Raw genomic sequence first — 18117 nt, forward strand, 5'->3', positions numbered from 1 at the left:
GCGGGCGGGCGGGCCCCCGGCGCCCGCCGCCCCCCCCCCGGGGGCGGCCGGGGGGGGGGGGGGGCCCCCCCCCGCCGCCGGCCCCACCCCCCCTCGTTCCGGTCAGTCCTCCGAGGAATCCTCGCCGTCCGCGTCCGGCTTCGGCGGATTCGGCGAGCGGGGCCGGCTGCCCGGGCCCTCCCGCCGGAACGGCGGGCCGTCCCCGCCGTCGGCCGTGGCGTGCCCACCGGGCTGCGGCAGGCCGGACCCACCGTCACGGCGGCGCAGATAGCGCTCGAACTCGCGGGCGATCGCCTCGCCCGACGCCTCCGGCAGCTCGGCGGTGTCCCGGGCCTCCTCCAGCGACTGGACGTACTCGGCGACCTCGCTGTCCTCGGCGGCCAGTTGGTCCACTCCCACCTGCCAGGCGCGCGCGTCCTCGGACAGTTCGCCCAGCGGGATGCGCACGTCGATCAGGTCCTCGAGCCGGTTCAGGAGGGCCAGCGTCGCCTTCGGGTTGGGCGGCTGCGACACGTAGTGCGGGACCGCGGCCCACAGCGAGACCGCCGGGACACCGGCGTGCGTGCACGCCTCCTGGAGGATGCCGACGATCCCCGTGGGACCCTCGTACTTGGTCTCCTCCAGATCCATACGGCGGGCCAGGTCCGGATCGGACGTGGTCCCGCTGACCGGGACCGGGCGGGTGTGCGGGGTGTCACCGAGCAGGGCGCCCAGGACGACCACCATCTCCACCCCGAGTTCATGGGCGAACCCCAGCAGTTCGTTGCAGAACGAACGCCAGCGCATGGACGGCTCGATACCACGGACCAGTACCAGATCGCGTGGCTTGTCGCCGCCGACCCGGACCACCGACAACCGCGTCGTCGGCCAGGTGACCTTGCGGACCCCGCCGTCCATGAACACCGTGGGCCGGTTCACCTGGAAGTCGTAGTAGTCCTCGGCGTCCAGCGCCGCGAACACCTCGCCCTTCCATTCCCTGTCCAGATGCGCGACCGCGGTGGAGGCGGCGTCGCCGGCGTCGTTCCAGCCCTCGAACGCGGCCACCATGACCGGGTCGATCAGCTCGGGAACCCCCTCGAGCTCGATCACCCAGCGCCTCCTTCCGACGTGCCCTCGCGTACGCACCAACCTTACGGCGTGCCAAGCGGGCGTACGCAGCCCCCTCGCAGGGAGAATGACCGAACACTGCCCCGGGAGACACCCGGAAACACCCCGCGGGGCGGAGCCGTCCGGGAGCGCGAGCGGCCGGTGGCGCCCCTTCCCGGCACCGGCTCCCGTGGGGAACCGGTGCCGGCGCCCCGCCCCCTACTTCTCGTCGAGCAGCTCCTGGACCCCGGCGCGGACCTCGTCCGTGGCCAGCCCCCGGATCGTCAGGGTCGTGCGGCGGCGGAGCACGTCGTCCGCCGTCTCGGCCCACTCGTGGTCCCGGGCCCAGACGACCTGCGCCCAGATCTCCGGGGCGTCCGGGTGGACACGCCGGGCCAGCCGCGGGTCGTCATTGGCCAGCCGGGCGATGTCGAAGGCCAGCGAACCGTAGTGGGTCGCCAGGTGCCGGGCGGTGTCCGCCGCCATCCGCGGGCCGGGTGCCGGGTGGTCGACCAGCAGCCGGTGGGCGACCGCGCGCGGGTTGGCCACACCGGGCAGCGGCAGCTTCCTCGGCAGCGACGCGACCGGCTCGAAGTCGTCGCCCAGTGGGTGGCCCGGCAGTTCCTGGAGCTTGCGCATCACCGTACGGCCGATGTGACGGAAGGTGGTCCACTTGCCGCCCGCGACGGACAGCATCCCGCCGCGGCCCTCGCTGACGACCGTCTCCCGCTTGGCCTTCGACGTGCCCCCGGGGCCGCCCGGAAGCACCCTCAGGCCCGCGAACGAGTACGTGATCAGATCGCGGTCCAGCTGCTGGTCGCGGAGGGAGAACGCGGCCTCGTCGAGTATCTGGGCGGTGTCCTTCTCGGTGACCGCGACATCCGCCGGGTCGCCCTCGAACTCCTCGTCGGTCGTGCCGAGCAGCAGCATGTCCTCCCAGGGGAGGGCGAAGGTGATGCGGTACTTGTCGATCGGCGTGGCCAGGGCGGCCTTCCACGGGGAGGTCCGCTTCAGGATCAGGTGCGCGCCCTTCGACAGCCGGACGGACGGTGCCGCGTTCGGGTCCTCCATCCGGCGCAGGTGATCGACCCACGGTCCGGTCGCGTTCAGCACGAGGCGGGCGTCGACGCCGAACTCGTCGCCCGACAGCCGGTCGCGCAGCTCGGCGCCGGTCACCCGGCCCCGGGTGAACCGCAGACCGGTCACCTCGGCGTGGTTGAGGACGACCGCGCCCGAATCGGCCGCCGCGCGGACCGTCATCAGCGCCATCCGCGCGTCGTTCATCTGGTCGTCGCCGTACACGGCCACGGCCTTGAGGTTGTCGGTGCGCAGCTCCGGCACGTCCCGCGCGGCCTTGGCGGGGGAGAGCAGGTGGCCGACGCCGTCGCCGAACGCCGAGAGCGCCGAGTACGCGAGGACGCCGGCGCCGAGCTTCGCCGCGCCGTGCGGCCCGCCGCGGTACACGGGGAGGTAGAACCTGAGCGGGTTCGCCAGGTGGGGGGCCACCTGGCGGGAGACCGCACGGCGCTCGAAGTGGTTCTCCGCCACCAGCTTCACCGCGCCGGTCTGCAGATAGCGCAGACCGCCGTGGAGGAGCTTGGAGGAGGCGGAGGAGGTGGCGCCGGCGAAGTCGCCGGCGTCCACCAGTGCCACCCTGAGGCCGGACTGCGCGGCGTGCCAGGCGGTGGAGATGCCCAGGATGCCGCCGCCGATCACGAGAAGGTCGTACGACGCCTTGGCGAGCCGCTCCCGGGTCTCGGCCCGGCTCGGGTTCGAGCAGGAGGCCGGGCGCGTCCCCAGGGCAGGCACGGACTGCAGGGTGGACTGAGTGGTCATGTCGGGTTCTTGCTCCTCGTCGGGCTGTGTCAGTCTTCGTCGCCGAGCCAGCCCATGGTCCGCTCGACGGCCTTGAGCCAGCTCTTGTACTCACGGTCGCGGATCTCCGCGTCCATGCGGGGGGTCCACTCGGCGGCCCGCCGCCAGTTGGCGCGCAGGTCGTCGGTGCTGTTCCAGAAGCCGACGGCGAGTCCGGCGGCGTAGGCGGCGCCGAGGCAGGTGGTCTCGGCGACCATGGGACGCACCACGGGCGCGTCCAGGAAGTCCGAGAGGGTCTGCATCAGCAGGTTGTTGGAGGTCATGCCGCCGTCGACCTTGAGGGCGGTCAGCTCGACGCCGGAGTCCTTCGTCATGGCGTCGGCGATCTCCCGGGTCTGCCAGGCGGTGGCCTCCAGGACGGCGCGCGCGAGATGCGCTTTGGTGACGTACCGGGTCAGGCCGGCGATCACACCGCGGGCGTCGGAGCGCCAGTAGGGGGCGAACAGACCGGAGAAGGCCGGCACGAAGTAGGCGCCGCCGTTGTCCTCGACCGAGAGCGCGAGCGTCTCGATCTCGGCGGCGGTGGAGATCAGGCCCATCTGGTCGCGCATCCACTGCACCAGCGCACCGGTGACCGCGATGGAGCCCTCCAGGGCGTAGACCGGCTTCTGGCCGCCGATCTGGTAGCCGACGGTGGTCAGCAGGCCGCTGTAGGAGTTGATGATCTTGTCACCGGTGTTCATCACCATGAAGGTGCCGGTGCCGTACGTCGACTTGGTCTCGCCCTCGGCGAAACAGGTCTGGCCGAACAGGGCGGCCTGCTGGTCGCCGAGCGCGGAGGCGACCGGGATGCCGCCGAGCAGCTCGCCCAGGCTGCCGCCCTTGATCTCGCCGTAGACCTCGGAGGAGGAGCGGATCTCGGGCAGCATCGCCGTCGGGACGCCGATGGACTCGGCGATCCGCTCGTCCCACTGCATGGTGTGCAGGTTCATCAGCATCGTGCGGGACGCGTTGGTGACGTCGGTGACGTGGTGGCCGCCGTCCGTACCGCCGGTCAGGTTCCAGATGACCCAGGTGTCCATGGTGCCGAAGAGGATGTCGCCCGCCTCGGCGCGCTCCTTGAGACCCTCGACGTTGTCGAGCAGCCAGCGGGCCTTGGGGCCGGCGAAGTAGGAGGCGAGGGGGAGACCGGTCTCGCGGCGGAAACGGTCCTGGCCGACGTTGCGGCCGAGTTCGCGGCAGAGGGCGTCGGTGCGGGTGTCCTGCCAGACGATGGCGTTGTGGACGGGTTCACCGGTGTTCCTGTCCCACAGGACGGTGGTCTCGCGCTGGTTGGTGATGCCGATGGCCTTGATGTCGTCCCGGGTGATGCCGGCCTTCTCGACGGCGCCGGCGACGACCTCCTGGACGTTGGTCCAGATCTCGGTGGCGTCGTGTTCGACCCAGCCCGGCTTGGGGAAGATCTGCTCGTGTTCCTTCTGGTCGACGGCGACGATGCGGCCGTCGCGGTCGAAGACGATGCAGCGGGAGGAGGTCGTGCCCTGGTCGATGGCGGCGATGAACGGGCCGTGGCCGTGGGAGGCGATGCCGGCGGTCTGGTCGTCGGTCACTGTGTGCTCCTGGGGGTTCCTTGGTTACGGGGCTGTACGGACGGCGCTTCCACAAGACTCGGGGTTGCGCGGCAGCAGGGTCGCCGTCAGGCGAGGACGATGTTGTAGAAGCCTGCCGCGAGGGCGCCGCCGATCAGCGGACCGACGACCGGGACCCAGGCGTAGGACCAGTCGGAGCCGCCTTTGTTGGGCAGCGGCAGCAGGGCGTGCACGATGCGCGGACCGAGGTCGCGGGCCGGGTTGATCGCGTAGCCGGTCGGGCCGCCGAGGGACAGGCCGATGGCGACCACCACGAGCGCCGTGATGAGACCGCCCAGCACTCCGAGGCCGTTGCCCTCGGCGTTCAGGCCCTGGGTGAGCACGGCGAGCAGCAGCACCATGGTGCCGATGATCTCGGTGGCGAGGTTCTGCACCGCGTTCCGGATCTCCGGACCGGTGGAGAAGATGCCGAGCACGGGGCCGGCGCCCTTCTCCTGTGCCTCCACGGCCTTGGCCGCGGCGGCCTGCGCGCCCGGACCGCCGACGATCTCCTGGTCGGTCAGGTGGGCCTGGAACTGTCCGTAGTACGCCACCCAGACCAGCGCCGCGCCGATCATCGCGCCGAGGAACTCTCCGGCGAAGTAGACCGGAACGTTGCTCCACTCGCCGTCCTTGACGGCGAGAGCCAGGGTCACGGCCGGGTTGAGGTGGGCGCCGGAGAGCGGCCCCGCGATGTACACCGCCGTCATGACGGCGAAGCCCCACCCGAAGGCGATGGCGAGCCAGCCGGCGTTACGGGCCTTCGAGGCCTTCAGCGTCACGGCGGCGCAGACACCGCCGCCGAGCAGGATGAGTACGGCGGTACCGAGGGTCTCGCCGATGAAGATGTCGGAGCTGGACACCCGCGACTCCTTTGTCCTTCGTCCAGGGAAGCCGACCCCCGGGTCCCGCCGGGGATCGGCGCACTCAGGGGTGAGAGCGATGTCGGCCCTTGGCGTTGTCACACCCTAACGCGTATTGCCGGTAGTTGTTCGACAATGCCGACCGATGGACGGGAGTCTTTCTCCGCCTCGCACACACGTCAAGGGCCTGGCTGTCGAAAGTGCGATTGTTACCGGCTGCGCCGGCTGCGCCGGCTGCACCGGCTGCGTCGAGTCGCCGGTCTTCGCCGGGGGCCTGCGGGATCCGTCTGTTCTGTCGGAGTTCCTGTCGCGTCGGGGTCCGGCCGATTCGCCCGGTTCCGGGCGCGGCGACGGCCGGGGTGCCGTACGGCGTCCCGGTCCGTTCTTCGGAGTGTGTTCGTCCCGCCCGTGCCTGCCCGGCCCGCTCAGAACCGCCGGGCGCCCAGGTCCCGCGAGACCGCGCGGGCGCAGTCCCGCACCGCCGCGATCAGCTCCGGACGCAGCTCGCCGCCCTGCCGCAGCCGCTCCACCGCGCCCGTGACGCCGACCGCGCCGACCGGCATCCGCCGCCGGTCGTGGACGGGGGCCGCGATCGAGGCCACGCCCTCCCAGGTCTCCTCGACGTCCGCCGCGTACCCGCGCGCGCGGGTGAGGTCGAGGATGTGTTCGAAGGCGTCCGGCTCGCACACCGTGCGGTCGGTGAACGCCTTGCGGTCGGCCTCCAGGGCCTCGCTGTGCGCCACCGGGTCGTAAGCCGACAGCACCTTGCCCAGGGCCGTGGAGTGCAGCGGCTGCATGGCCCCGATCTCCAGGACCTGCCGGCTGTCGTCGGGGCGGAACACGTGGTGCACGATCAGCACGCCCCGCTGGTGCAGCACGCCGAGGTAGACGCTCTCGCCGCTGGAGCGGGCCAGGTCGTCGGTCCAGACCAGGGCGCGTGCCCGCAGCTCGTGCACGTCGAGGTACGTGGTGCCCAGGCGCAGCAGCTCGGCGCCCAGCTGGTAGCGCCCGGAGGCGTCGTCCTGCTCGACGAAGCCCTCGTGCTGGAGGGTGCGCAGGATGCCGTGGGCGGTGCCCTTGGCGAGGCCCAGGGACGAGGCGATGTCCGACAGGCCGAGCCGCCGCTCGCCGCCCGCCAGCAGGCGCAGCATCGCCGCCGCCCGTTCGAGCGACTGGATGTTCCGTGCCATCGCCGTGCTGCCTCCGTCCCCTTCGACCGTCGCACGCGGCCGCTGCCACTGTTCGGCAATGCCGAACACTACCGCTCGGTGCCGACCTCCCGCCAACGGTCCGCCGCCATCCGTCGTGTCACCCGCGTGCGGTACGTCGGGACCCGGCCATCTTCGTCCGACCAGTGGACGTCCTGAACATCGGGGCGCGGTCCCCGATACCCTGGCGGCGTGCCTCTGCCCGGGAGCACCACGAGGGTGCTTTTCGGACAGACGCAAAGCCGACAGCCGTCGCACCTGAGGGAGCCCCGTACATGGCCTCGTTGCCGCTGACCCCTTCCGCCGACAGCCGGACCCGTGTGTCCGCTCTCCGAGAGGCGCTCGCCACCCGAGTGGTGGTCGCCGACGGAGCGATGGGCACCATGCTCCAGGCACAGGACCCCACGCTCGAGGACTTCGAGGACCTCGAGGGCTGTAACGAGGTCCTGAACCTGACCCGGCCGGACATCGTCCGTTCGGTCCACTCCGCCTACTTCGACGCCGGGGTCGACTGCGTCGAGACCAACACCTTCGGCGCCAACCTCACCGCACTGGGCGAGTACGACATCGCGGACCGTGTCGTCGAACTGTCCGAGGCGGGTGCGCGCATCGCCCGCGAGGCGGCGGACGAGTTCGCGGCGCGGGACGGCCGCCCCCGCTGGGTGCTGGGCTCGATGGGCCCCGGCACCAAGCTGCCCACCCTCGGCCACACCACCTTCACCGCCATCCGGGACGCCTACCAGCAGAACGCCGAGGGCCTGCTCGCGGGCGGCGCGGACGCGCTGCTGGTGGAGACGACCCAGGACCTGCTGCAGACCAAGGCCTCCGTCATCGCCGCCCGCCGCGCGATGGAGATCGCCGGACACGAGGTCCCGCTGATCGTGTCGGTCACGGTGGAGACGACCGGCACCATGCTGCTGGGCTCCGAGATCGGCGCCGCGCTCACCGCGCTGGAACCGCTGGGCATCGACATGGTCGGCCTGAACTGCGCGACCGGCCCGGCCGAGATGAGCGAGCACCTGCGCTACCTGGCCCGCCACTCCCGCGTCCCGCTGTCGTGCATGCCGAACGCCGGTCTGCCGGAACTCACCAAGGACGGCGCACGGTACCCGCTGTCCCCGAGGGAGCTGGCGGACGCCCAGGAGAACTTCGTCCGCGACTACGGCCTGTCCCTGGTCGGCGGCTGCTGCGGTACGACGCCCGAGCATCTGCGGCAGCTCGTGGAGCGCGTGCGCGGTCTCGCCCCGGCGGAGCGCGACCCGCGCCCGGAACCCGGTGCGGCCTCCCTCTACCAGACCGTTCCCTTCCGTCAGGACACCTCCTACCTGGCGATCGGTGAGCGGACCAACGCCAACGGGTCGAAGAAGTTCCGTGAGGCGATGCTCGAGGGCCGCTGGGACAACTGCGTGGAGATGGCCCGGGAGCAGATCCGTGAGGGCGCGCACATGCTGGACCTGTGCGTGGACTACGTGGGCCGCGACGGCGTCGCCGACATGGAGGAACTGGCCGGCCGGTTCGCCACCGCCTCCACCCTGCCGATCGTGCTGGACTCCACCGAGGTCCCCGTCATCCAGGCCGGTCTGGAGAAGCTCGGCGGCCGGGCGGTCATCAACTCGGTCAACTACGAGGACGGCGACGGCCCCGAGTCCCGTTTCGCGCGCGTCACGCAACTGGCCAAGGAGCACGGTGCCGCGCTGATCGCGCTGACCATCGACGAGGCGGGCCAGGCCCGCACCGCCGAGAAGAAGGTCGAGATCGCCGAGCGCCTCATCGCCGACCTGACCGGCAACTGGGGCATCCGCGAGGAGGACATCCTCATCGACTGCCTCACCTTCACCATCTGCACCGGCCAGGAGGAGTCCCGCAAGGACGGCCTCGCCACCATCGAAGGCATCCGGGAACTGAAGCGGCGCCATCCCAAGGTGCAGACCACCCTGGGACTGTCCAACATCTCCTTCGGCCTCAACCCGGCCGCCCGCATCCTGCTGAACTCCGTCTTCCTGGACGAGTGCGTCAAGGCGGGGCTGGACTCGGCGATCGTGCACGCGTCGAAGATCCTGCCCATCGCGCGCTTCAGCGAGGAGGAGGTGACCTGCGCCCTCGACCTGATCCACGACCGGCGCCGCGAGGGCTACGACCCGTTGCAGAAGCTGATGCAGCTCTTCGAGGGAGCCACCGCCAAGTCCCTGAAGGCCGGCAAGGCCGAGGAACTGGCCGCGCTGCCCCTGGACGAGCGCCTCAAGCGGCGGATCATCGACGGTGAGCGCAAGGGCCTGGAGGCAGACCTCGACCAGGCCCTCGAGACCCGCAAGGCCCTCGACATCGTCAACGACACCCTGCTGGACGGCATGAAGGTGGTAGGCGAGCTGTTCGGCTCGGGCCAGATGCAGCTGCCGTTCGTGCTCCAGTCCGCCGAGGTGATGAAGGCGGCCGTCGCCCACCTCGAACCGCACATGGAGAAGGTCGAGGACGGCGAGGACCTGGGCAAGGGCACCATCGTGCTGGCCACGGTCCGCGGCGACGTGCACGACATCGGCAAGAACCTGGTCGACATCATCCTGTCGAACAACGGCTACAACGTCGTCAACCTCGGCATCAAGCAGCCGGTCTCCGCGATCCTGGACGCCGCCGACGAGCACAAGGCCGATGTCATCGGCATGTCCGGGCTGCTGGTGAAGTCCACGGTGATCATGAAGGAGAACCTGGAGGAGCTCAACCAGCGCGGACTGGCCGCCGACTACCCGGTCATCCTGGGCGGCGCCGCCCTGACCCGCGCCTACGTCGAGCAGGACCTGCACGAGATCTACCAGGGCGAGGTCCGCTACGCCCGCGATGCCTTCGAGGGCCTGCGCCTGATGGACGCCCTCATCGGCATCAAGCGCGGTGTGCCCGGCGCCAAGCTGCCCGAGCTGCGGCAGCGCCGGGTCCGCGCGACCACCGTGGAGATCGACGAGCGCCCCGAGGCCGGGCACGTCCGCTCGGACGTCGCCACCGACAACCCGGTACCCGAGCCGCCGTTCTGGGGCACCCGGGTGGTCAAGGGCATCCAGCTCAAGGAGTACGCGAGCTGGCTCGACGAGGGCGCCCTGTTCAAGGGCCAATGGGGCCTGAAGCAGGCCCGCACGGGCGACGGGCCGACGTACGAGGAGCTGGTGGAGACCGAGGGCCGGCCCAGGCTGCGCGGCCTGCTGGACCGGCTCCAGACGGACAACCTGCTGGAGGCGGCCGTCGTGTACGGCTACTTCCCGTGCGTCTCCAAGGACGACGACCTGATCGTCCTGGACGAGGCGGGCAACGAACGCACCCGCTTCACCTTCCCGCGACAGCGCCGCGGCCGGCGCCTGTGTCTGGCCGACTTCTTCCGCCCGGAGGAGTCCGGACAGACGGATGTCGTCGGCTTCCAGGTCGTCACCGTCGGCTCCCGCATCGGCGAGGAGACCGCCAAGCTCTTCGCGGCCAACGCCTACCGCGACTACCTCGAACTGCACGGGCTGTCCGTGCAGTTGGCCGAGGCGCTCGCCGAGTACTGGCACGCACGCGTGCGCTCCGAGCTCGGGTTCTCCGGTGAGGACCCGGCCGCGATGGAGGACATGTTCGCCCTGAAGTACCGGGGCGCCCGCTTCTCCCTCGGCTACGGCGCCTGTCCCGACCTGGAGGACCGTGCCAAGATCGCGGAAATGCTCCAGCCCGAGCGCATCGGCGTCCACCTGTCCGAGGAGTTCCAGTTGCACCCCGAGCAGTCCACGGACGCCATCGTGATCCACCACCCGGAGGCCAAGTACTTCAACGCCCGCTGATCCCGCCCGGCGGTTCGCCCGGGCTCACGGGAGGCAATGAGCGGCTGCGTCGCGCACGACGTACACTGGTCGGTCCACCGCAGGCCGGTTCCCCTCAGGGGAACCGGCCTGATCGTCCCTTGAAGGAGGTACGTGGATGACCAGTACGGTTCCGGTTACCGCGCTCGGCTCTCTTCCCCAGGCCCTGGGCTCCCCCCCGGCCGAAGGCTCCCCGCTGCAGGCGGTGTTCCTGGACATGGACGGCACCCTGGTCGACACCGAGGGCTTCTGGTGGGACGTCGAGGTCGAGGTGTTCGCCTCCCTCGGCCACGCCCTCGACGACTCGTGGCGCCATGTCGTGGTCGGCGGCCCCATGACCCGCAGCGCGGGCTTCCTCATCGAGGCGACCGGGGCCGACATCCCCCTGGCCGAACTGACGGTACTGCTCAACGACGGGTTCGAGGACCGCATCTCCAGTGCCCTGCCGCTGATGCCCGGTGCCGCCCGGCTGCTCGCCGAGCTGTCCGAGCACGGCGTCCCCACGGCCCTGGTCTCGGCCTCGCACCGGCGCATCATCGACCGCGTACTGACCTCGCTGGGCGCCCACCACTTCGCGCTGTCGGTCGCCGGTGACGAGGTCCCGCGCACCAAGCCCCACCCCGACCCGTACCTGACCGCCGCCCTCGGTCTCGGCGTGGATCCCACGCGGTGTGCCGTCGTCGAGGACACGGCGACCGGCGTGGCCGCCGCCGAGGCCGCGGGCTGCCACGTCGTGGCGGTGCCCTCGGTGGCCCCCATCACGCCGGCCGCCCGGCGGACCGTCGTACCGTCGTTGGAAACGGTCGACCTGACTTTTCTGCGCGGGCTGATGACGGAAATGCGCTAGGGGTTCACCCAGTGTGGAGCGGCCTGCGGGACCGGAATTTCCCAAGGCCCGCGTTCCGGCCGGCGGGTCGTGTGTCCGAAGGAATTCGGAGCGCTACCGGCTGGTGAATTCCGGTACCGCCCGGCCTGGTTCTCCTGTGATGTTCACCACCCCCGAAGGGGTCGACAGGGGGGTCGGCGTGTGGTGTCCGCGCCGTTTTCGAGGTCGTTCGCTTTCCCTTGTGTCCCGATTGGTGGAACGCTGCCCCAATCCTGCTCCGTCCACGTTCGCCGGTGCGTTCACACCTGGCTCCACTGCGTGATGGAAGCTCAACTCCGGTCGCTGCGACCCTCCCTGCGGGTGCGGACTAATCTCATCGCGAGAACATCGCCCCCATCCCCGTGGCCGGCAGTAACAACCCCGTATGCCGCATACACGGAGTCGACAGCTCTGGAGAAACTCGAGCATGAACCGCAAGACTTTGGTGCTGGCGGCCGCGATCGGCCTGCTCGCGCCGGTACTCGCCGGCTGTGGCGACACCGGTGGTGGGAGCGGCGGCGGCGACGCGATCGTCGTGGGCACCACGGACCGGTTCACCGTCTCGAAGGAGGAGCCCGCTCCGGTCGACCCGGCGTACGCCTACGACGTCGGCACCTGGAACATCCTGCGCCAGACGGTGCAGACCCTGCTGATCCAGCCGCGTGGCGACGGTGAGCCGGTGCCCGAGGCCGCGGAGAGCTGCGGCTTCACCGACTCCGGCAACGAGCGGTACAGCTGCACCCTGCGTGAAGGCCTGAAGTTCTCGGACGGCTCGCCCGTCACCGCCGCCGATGTGAAGTTCTCCATCGAGCGCGCCCTCTCGATCCAGTCCGACAGCGGTGTGTTCGCACTGCTGTCCACGATCGACACCATCGAGACCAAGGGCGACCGCGAGGTGATCTTCCACCTCAAGTCGGCCGACGCCACCTTCCCCTACAAGCTGTCGACCCCGGTCGCGGGCATCATCAGCGAGAAGAAGTACGACAAGGGCAAGCTGCGCGAAGGGTTCGACGTCGACGGCTCCGGTCCGTACACCCTCAAGACCGAGGTCGAGGACGGTGAACTGGTCCGCGCCACCTACGTCAAGAACCCCTCCTACAAGGGGACCCTGGAAGTGGGCAACGACAAGGTCGAGATGCGCAGCTTCGAGAGCGCCGAGGCCATGGGCCAGGCGCTCGAGGACGATGACATCGACGTCATGTCCCGCAGCATGTCGCCGGAGCAGATTCGGGAACTCGGCAACGACAACGAGGACGCCATCGACCTCGTCGAGTCGCCGGGTCTGGAGATCCGCTACCTGGTCTTCAACACCGAGGCCCCCAGCGTGGAGACCAAGGCCGTCCGCCAGGCCATGGCCCAGATCATCAACCGCAGCGAACTGGTCGCCAAGGTCTACGGCTCCCAGGCCGAGCCGCTGTACTCACTGGTCCCCGCGACCGTCACCGGTCACTCCAACGCGTTCTTCAACAAGTACGGCGACCCCGACGTCTCCAAGGCCCGCCAGCTGCTGGAGAAGGCCGGTGTCACCACCCCGGTGAAGATGACGCTGCACTACACGACCGACCACTACGGTCCCGCCACCAAGGCGGAGTTCGAGCAGCTCAGCAAGCAGCTCAACGACAGCGGCCTGTTCGACACCGACATCAAGGGAGCGGCCTGGGAGACCTTCCGGCCGGACGGACAGAAGGGCAAGTTCGACGTCTACGGCATGGGTTGGTTCCCCGACTACCCGGACGCCGACAACTTCCTCGCCCCGTTCCTGGACGAGGACAACTTCCTCAACTCGCCGTACGCCAACAGCGAGATCCGCAAGGAACTCATCCCGGAGTCCCGCCGCCAGGCCGACCGGCTCTCCGCGGCCGGCAGCCTGAACGACATCCAGGACATCGTCGCGGAGGACGTGCCCGTGCTGCCCCTGTGGCAGGGCAAGCAGTACAGCGCCGCACGTGACGACATCACCGGCACCGCCTACATGCTCAACTCCTCCTCCACGCTCCAGCTGTGGGAGCTGGGACGAGGCGTGAGCGGCTGACGCCGCGGAGCCCCGAGCGGGCGCGCAGACACCGAGGGCGCCTCCGACTTCCGTAAGAAGGGAAGTCGGAGGCGCCCTCGGTCGTGCGGACCGGAGCGGGAGCTACTGCGCCCCCGGGCGCACCAGACCGCTCTCGTACGCGTACACCGCGGCCTGCACCCGGTCACGCAGCCCCAGCTTCGTCAGGACATGACCGACGTGCGTCTTCACGGTCGTCTCACTGACGAACAGGTCCGCGGCGATCTCCGCGTTGGACAGCCCCCGCGACACCAGCTTCAGCACCTCGACCTCACGGTCGGTCAGGGTGTGCAGTGTGTCCGGCACCGGCTCGTCACCGGACGGCAGATGCGTGGCGTACTTGTCCAGCAGCCGGCGCGTGATGCTCGGGGCCAGCATCGCCTCACCGGCGGCCACCACCCGGATCGCCTGCACCAGTTCATCGGCCGGGGCGTCCTTCAACAGGAAGCCGCTGGCACCCGCCCGCAGCGCCTCCACCACGTACTCGTCGAGGTCGAACGTCGTGAGCACCAGCACCTTCGCCGGGCCGTCCCGCTCCGGGCCGGTGATCTGCCGGGTGGCCTCCACCCCGTCCATCCGCGGCATGCGGATGTCCATCAGCACCACATCGGGCTGCAGCGCCCGCACCTGGTCCTGGGCCTGGAGGCCGTCTCCGGCCTCACCGACGACCGCGATGTCCTGCTCGGCCTCCAGGATCATCCGGAAGCCCGTACGCAGCAGCGGCTGGTCGTCAACCAGTAGGACGCGGATGGCCACGTGACTCTCCTTCGCTAGTCCGCCCCCATTGTGCCCTGCGCGCCCTGCCCCCCTTGCCTCCGGGGCACATCGGCCGGCGCCGCCCCGGACGCCCGCACCGGCAGCGGATACGGCGGGGGAGTGCCGCCGAACTCCGGGCAGTGCGCCTGGTGGTCGCACCAGCCGCACAGCTTGGTGGGACGCGGCCGCCAGTCACCCGTCTCCGTGGCCAGCCGGATCGCCTCCCACAGGGCCAGCAGCTTGCGCTCCACACGCTCCAGATCGGCGCGGACCGGGTCGTACGTCAGCACATCACCGCTGCCCAGGTACACGAGCTGCAGCCGGCGCGGGATCACCTGCTTCAGCCGCCACACCACCAGGGCGTAGAACTTCATCTGGAACAGCGCGTCCTCCGCGTACTCCGGCCGGGGCGCCTTGCCCGTCTTGTAGTCGACGAGCCGCACCTCGCCGGTGGGCGCCACATCCACCCGGTCGATGATGCCGCGCAGCCTCAGCCCGGAATCCAGCTCGGCCTCGACGAACAGCTCCCGCTCGGCGGGCTCCAGCCGACTCGGATCCTCCAGGGCGAACCAGCGCTCGACCAGCAGCTCCGCCTCCGCCAGCCAGCGCGCCAGCCGCTCACCCTCCGGGTCGTCGGCGAACAGCTCCACGACCTCCGGCCTCGACTCCCGCAGCCGGTCCCACTGGCCCGGGACCAGTTCCTTCGCCCGCGGCGCCGTGCGCTCGGCGGCCGGGGCGTCGAAGAGGCGCTCCAGCACGGCGTGCACCAGCGTGCCCCGGGTCGCCGCCTCGCTCGGCTTTTCCGGCAGGCGGTCGATGACCCGGAACCGGTACAGCAGCGGACACCGCATGAAGTCACCGGCACGCGACGGGGACAGCGAGGCGGGCGGCGCGGCGACCGCCCCGGGCGGGGCCCCGGCCGCCACCGGCGGATCCGCCGCCACGACCGGCATGCTGGAGGGCCGTACCGTGCCCTCGGTGCTCGTCTCCATGCCCACAGACCTTACGGCCCGGTACTGACAGGACCCGCACACCAGGGGTGACCACAGGGAGGGAAGGGAAAAGAGGGAAAGAGGGAGGGAAGGGAGAAGGAGAGAAGAGGGTCGGCAGGCACGGTGCCGGACGGCGAGAGATCAGGGGTGCCGAGGCGAGACGTGTGGCGACGGCCGCATACCATCGGTACCAGACCCTCCCGTCCGGCAGGCACGGGAAACGCAGCGACGAGGGGACACCGGTGGACGCAAGCGGCGGACGCGGGCAGCCGCGATCCGGCAACGACGAGCCGGCCGAGCGCCACGCCGGGGCCCCGGCAAGCGCACCCCCCACGGACGGGGGCCGCTTCGACCCGCCCGAAACCACCCCGAGCACCCCCGGCGGCCACACCGCCGACGGTGACCCGTCGCCCCCGGCGCCGCTCCGTCACGGCGGACCGACGGTACCCCGGCGGAGACCGAGGGCACCCCGGCTCCGGCGGACACCGGGGCCACGCCCCGGAACGGGGAGCCCGCGCAACCTCCCGCTCCGGACACCGAGACCCACCCGCAGAACCCGTCGGGTCCGGCCGGCCCGGACCGTCCGGGGGAGCCGGACGAACCGAGCCGGCCCGCCGAGCACCACGGCCCGCGGACCCCGGACGACGGCCGGTCCGAGCCCTCCGCTCCCACGGGCGTTCCGCGGGACGACCACCGGTCCGCGCCCTCCGAGCCCCACAGCGCCGACCGCACCCTCGCCCACTCCGGATCCGGCAAGGGGCCCGCACCGCGTCCACGGGAGCAGCAGCGCGGCGGACTGCTGATGGGACGCCCGTTCGGCGTGCCCGTCTACGTCGCCCCCAGCTGGTTCCTCGTCGCCATCCTGATCACCTGGGTCTTCGGCGGCCAGATCGACCGCGTGCTGCCCGAACTCGGCGCCGCCAGCTATCTGGTCTCGCTGTTCTTCGCCGTCGCCTTCTACGCCTCCGTACTCGTCCACGAACTCGCCCACACCCTCGCCGCCCTCCGCTTCAAGCTGCCGGTGCGCCGCATCCAGCTCCAGTTCTTCGGCGGCGTCTCCGAGATCGAGAAGGAGGCGGAGACCCCCGGGCGGGAGTTCGTGCTCGCCTTCGTCGGCCCCCTGCTCTCCCTCGCCCTGTCCGGCCTGTTCTACGTCGCCCTGCTCGCCGTCGAACCCAGCTCCGTTCCCGGCGTCCTGCTGGCCGGCCTGATGATCTCCAACCTCATCGTGGCCGCCTTCAACCTCCTGCCCGGCCTCCCCCTCGACGGCGGACGCATGCTCCGCGCGGTCGTCTGGAAACTCACCGGCAAGCCGATGAGCGGCACCATCGCCGCCGCCTGGGTGGGCCGAGCCCTCGCCGTCTCCGTCCTGATCGGCCTTCCCCTGCTCACCCAGTCCGGAGCCCTCGGCTCCGCCGCCGAGGACAGCGTCGGCATGGACACCGTCCTCGACGCGCTGCTCGCCGCCATCCTCGCCGCGATCATCTGGACCGGTGCCGGCAACAGCCTGCGCATGGCCCGCCTGCGCGAACACCTTCCCGAACTGCGTGCCCGCGCCCTCACCCGCCGCGCGGTGCCCGTCGAGACGAACACCCCGCTCTCCGAGGCCCTGCGACGCGCCAACGCCGCCGGAGCCCGGGCCCTCGTCGTCGTCGACCCCGACGGCACCCCGCTCTCCCTGGTGCGCGAGGCCGCCATCGTCGGCGTACCCGAACACCGCCGCCCCTGGGTCCCGGTCAGCGGACTCGCCCAGGACCTCACCGACGGCATGCGCGTCTCCGCCGAGCTCGCGGGAGAGGACCTCCTCGATGCCCTGCGCGCCGCTCCCGCCACCGAGTACCTGGTCGTCGAGACCACCGGCGAGATCTACGGCGTCCTGTCCGCGGCCGACGTCGAGCGGGCCTTCGTCAAGGCCATGGCCCGCCCCGCCTGACATCCGCCCCGCCCTCGAGTGGTCAGTGGCCCACGTCGGGACCGGTAGGCTGGTCACATGTCCGAACCGACCGGTGCCGCCCGCCGCCGTGGGCCCTTCAAGGTCGGGGACCAGGTACAGCTGACCGACCCCAAGGGCCGCCACTACACGTTCACGCTCGAGGCCGGGAAGAACTTCCACACCCACAAGGGTTCCTTCCCCCACGACGAACTGATCGGCGCACCCGAGGGCAGCGTTGTCCGCACCACCGGGAACGTCGCCTACCTCGCGCTGCGCCCCCTGCTCCCCGACTACGTCCTGTCCATGCCCCGCGGGGCAGCCGTCGTCTACCCCAAGGACGCGGGACAGATCCTCGCCTTCGCCGACATCTTCCCCGGCGCCCGCGTCGTGGAGGCAGGCGTGGGCTCCGGCTCGCTCAGCAGCTTCCTGCTGCGCGCCATCGGCGACCAGGGCATGCTGCACAGCTACGAACGCCGCGAGGATTTCGCCGAGATCGCCCAGGCCAACGTGGAGCGCTACTTCGGCGGCCCGCACCCGGCCTGGCAGCTCACCGTCGGCGACCTCCAGGACAACCTGTCCGACACCGACGTCGACCGTGTCGTCCTCGACATGCTCGCCCCCTGGGAGTGCCTGGAGGCCGTCTCCAAGGCGCTCGTCCCCGGCGGCATCCTCTGCTGCTACGTCGCGACCACCACCCAGCTCGCCCGGACCGTCGAGTCCATCCGCGAGATCGGCTCCTTCAACGAGCCGACCGCCTGGGAATCCATGATCCGCAACTGGCACATCGAAGGACTGGCCGTCCGCCCGGACCACCGGATGATCGGCCACACCGGCTTCCTGCTCACCGCCCGCCGCCTCGCCGACGGGGTCGAGCCCCCCATGCGCCGACGCCGCCCCGCCAAGGGCGCCTACGGCGAGGACTACTCGGGACCCAACGCCGACGCGGGCACCGCCCGCTGACCCGTCCCAGCCACCACGCCAACGCACCGGCGCCGTGGCGCAGTTCCCGGACCGCACCGGGAACTGCGCCACGGCGCCCTCATGTTGACGCGACGGCGGCCGACGTCCTCCCGGGCCCCGCACCGGAACCGCACACCCCGGCGTTC

General features: G+C 70.9%; 11 protein-coding genes and 1 pseudogene. 5 read left to right on the forward strand and 7 right to left on the reverse strand.

All coding sequences use genetic code 11. From position 1 onward, the window contains the following. Positions 1–102: 102 nt before the first annotated feature. The 5 genes from AB0I73_RS14445 to AB0I73_RS14465 form a co-directional block, all read right to left on the reverse strand. Entirely contained in the window at positions 103–1089 is a 987-nt protein-coding gene (locus AB0I73_RS14445; protein WP_363037171.1) for a PAC2 family protein, read from the reverse strand. Between the two features lie 216 nt (positions 1090–1305). Next, positions 1306–2922 (reverse strand): glycerol-3-phosphate dehydrogenase/oxidase, encoded by a 1617-nt coding sequence (locus AB0I73_RS14450; protein WP_363037173.1) that lies wholly within the window; start codon positions 2920–2922, stop codon positions 1306–1308. 29 nt (positions 2923–2951) lie between these two features. After that, positions 2952–4487 carry a glycerol kinase GlpK gene (glpK, locus tag AB0I73_RS14455; protein WP_363037328.1) on the reverse strand — a complete coding sequence of 512 codons (1536 nt, stop codon included), beginning with the start codon at positions 4485–4487 and terminating at the stop codon, positions 2952–2954. A gap of 110 nt (positions 4488–4597) precedes the next feature. Beyond that, on the reverse strand, positions 4598–5392 hold the full coding sequence (locus AB0I73_RS14460; protein ID WP_109380488.1) for an MIP/aquaporin family protein: 795 nt from the start codon (positions 5390–5392) through the stop codon (positions 4598–4600). 425 nt (positions 5393–5817) lie between these two features. Beyond that, positions 5818–6582: an IclR family transcriptional regulator gene (locus tag AB0I73_RS14465; protein ID WP_363037175.1), complete on the reverse strand. Its 765-nt coding sequence runs from the start codon at positions 6580–6582 to the stop codon at positions 5818–5820. A 293-nt stretch (positions 6583–6875) separates the two neighbouring features. Between AB0I73_RS14465 and metH the strand changes: the two genes are divergently transcribed. The 3 genes from metH (at position 6876) to AB0I73_RS14480 (ending at position 13312) form a co-directional block, all read left to right on the forward strand. Further along, the gene (gene metH / locus AB0I73_RS14470) at positions 6876–10397 is read left to right on the forward strand and encodes a methionine synthase (RefSeq protein WP_363037177.1); all 3522 of its coding nucleotides are present in this window, start codon (positions 6876–6878) and stop codon (positions 10395–10397) included. Between the two features lie 136 nt (positions 10398–10533). Beyond that, the gene (locus tag AB0I73_RS14475; protein ID WP_363037179.1) at positions 10534–11262 is read left to right on the forward strand and encodes an HAD family phosphatase; all 729 of its coding nucleotides are present in this window, start codon (positions 10534–10536) and stop codon (positions 11260–11262) included. A gap of 445 nt (positions 11263–11707) precedes the next feature. Continuing rightward, positions 11708–13312, forward strand: coding sequence for an ABC transporter substrate-binding protein (locus AB0I73_RS14480; RefSeq protein WP_363037181.1), 1605 nt, complete (start codon positions 11708–11710; stop codon positions 13310–13312). A 102-nt stretch (positions 13313–13414) separates the two neighbouring features. Here the strand turns inward: AB0I73_RS14480 and AB0I73_RS14485 are convergent, their stop codons facing one another. Continuing rightward, positions 13415–14086, reverse strand: a complete 672-nt coding sequence (locus AB0I73_RS14485) for a response regulator transcription factor (RefSeq protein ID WP_363037183.1) — start codon at positions 14084–14086, stop codon at positions 13415–13417. A 14-nt stretch (positions 14087–14100) separates the two neighbouring features. Beyond that, positions 14101–15078 carry a RecB family exonuclease gene (locus tag AB0I73_RS14490; RefSeq protein WP_363037185.1) on the reverse strand — a complete coding sequence of 326 codons (978 nt, stop codon included), beginning with the start codon at positions 15076–15078 and terminating at the stop codon, positions 14101–14103. 242 nt (positions 15079–15320) lie between these two features. On the opposite strand from AB0I73_RS14490, the pseudogene AB0I73_RS14495 reads away from it, so the two are divergent. Then, positions 15321–17011: pseudogene (locus AB0I73_RS14495) on the forward strand (site-2 protease family protein). A 57-nt stretch (positions 17012–17068) separates the two neighbouring features. Beyond that, on the forward strand, positions 17069–17971 hold the full coding sequence (locus AB0I73_RS14500) for a tRNA (adenine-N1)-methyltransferase (protein ID WP_109380479.1): 903 nt from the start codon (positions 17069–17071) through the stop codon (positions 17969–17971). Positions 17972–18117 lie beyond the last annotated feature (146 nt).

This window comes from Streptomyces sp. NPDC050388 (assembly GCF_040655635.1).
In the GTDB taxonomy this organism is placed as follows: Bacteria; Actinomycetota; Actinomycetes; order Streptomycetales; family Streptomycetaceae; genus Streptomyces.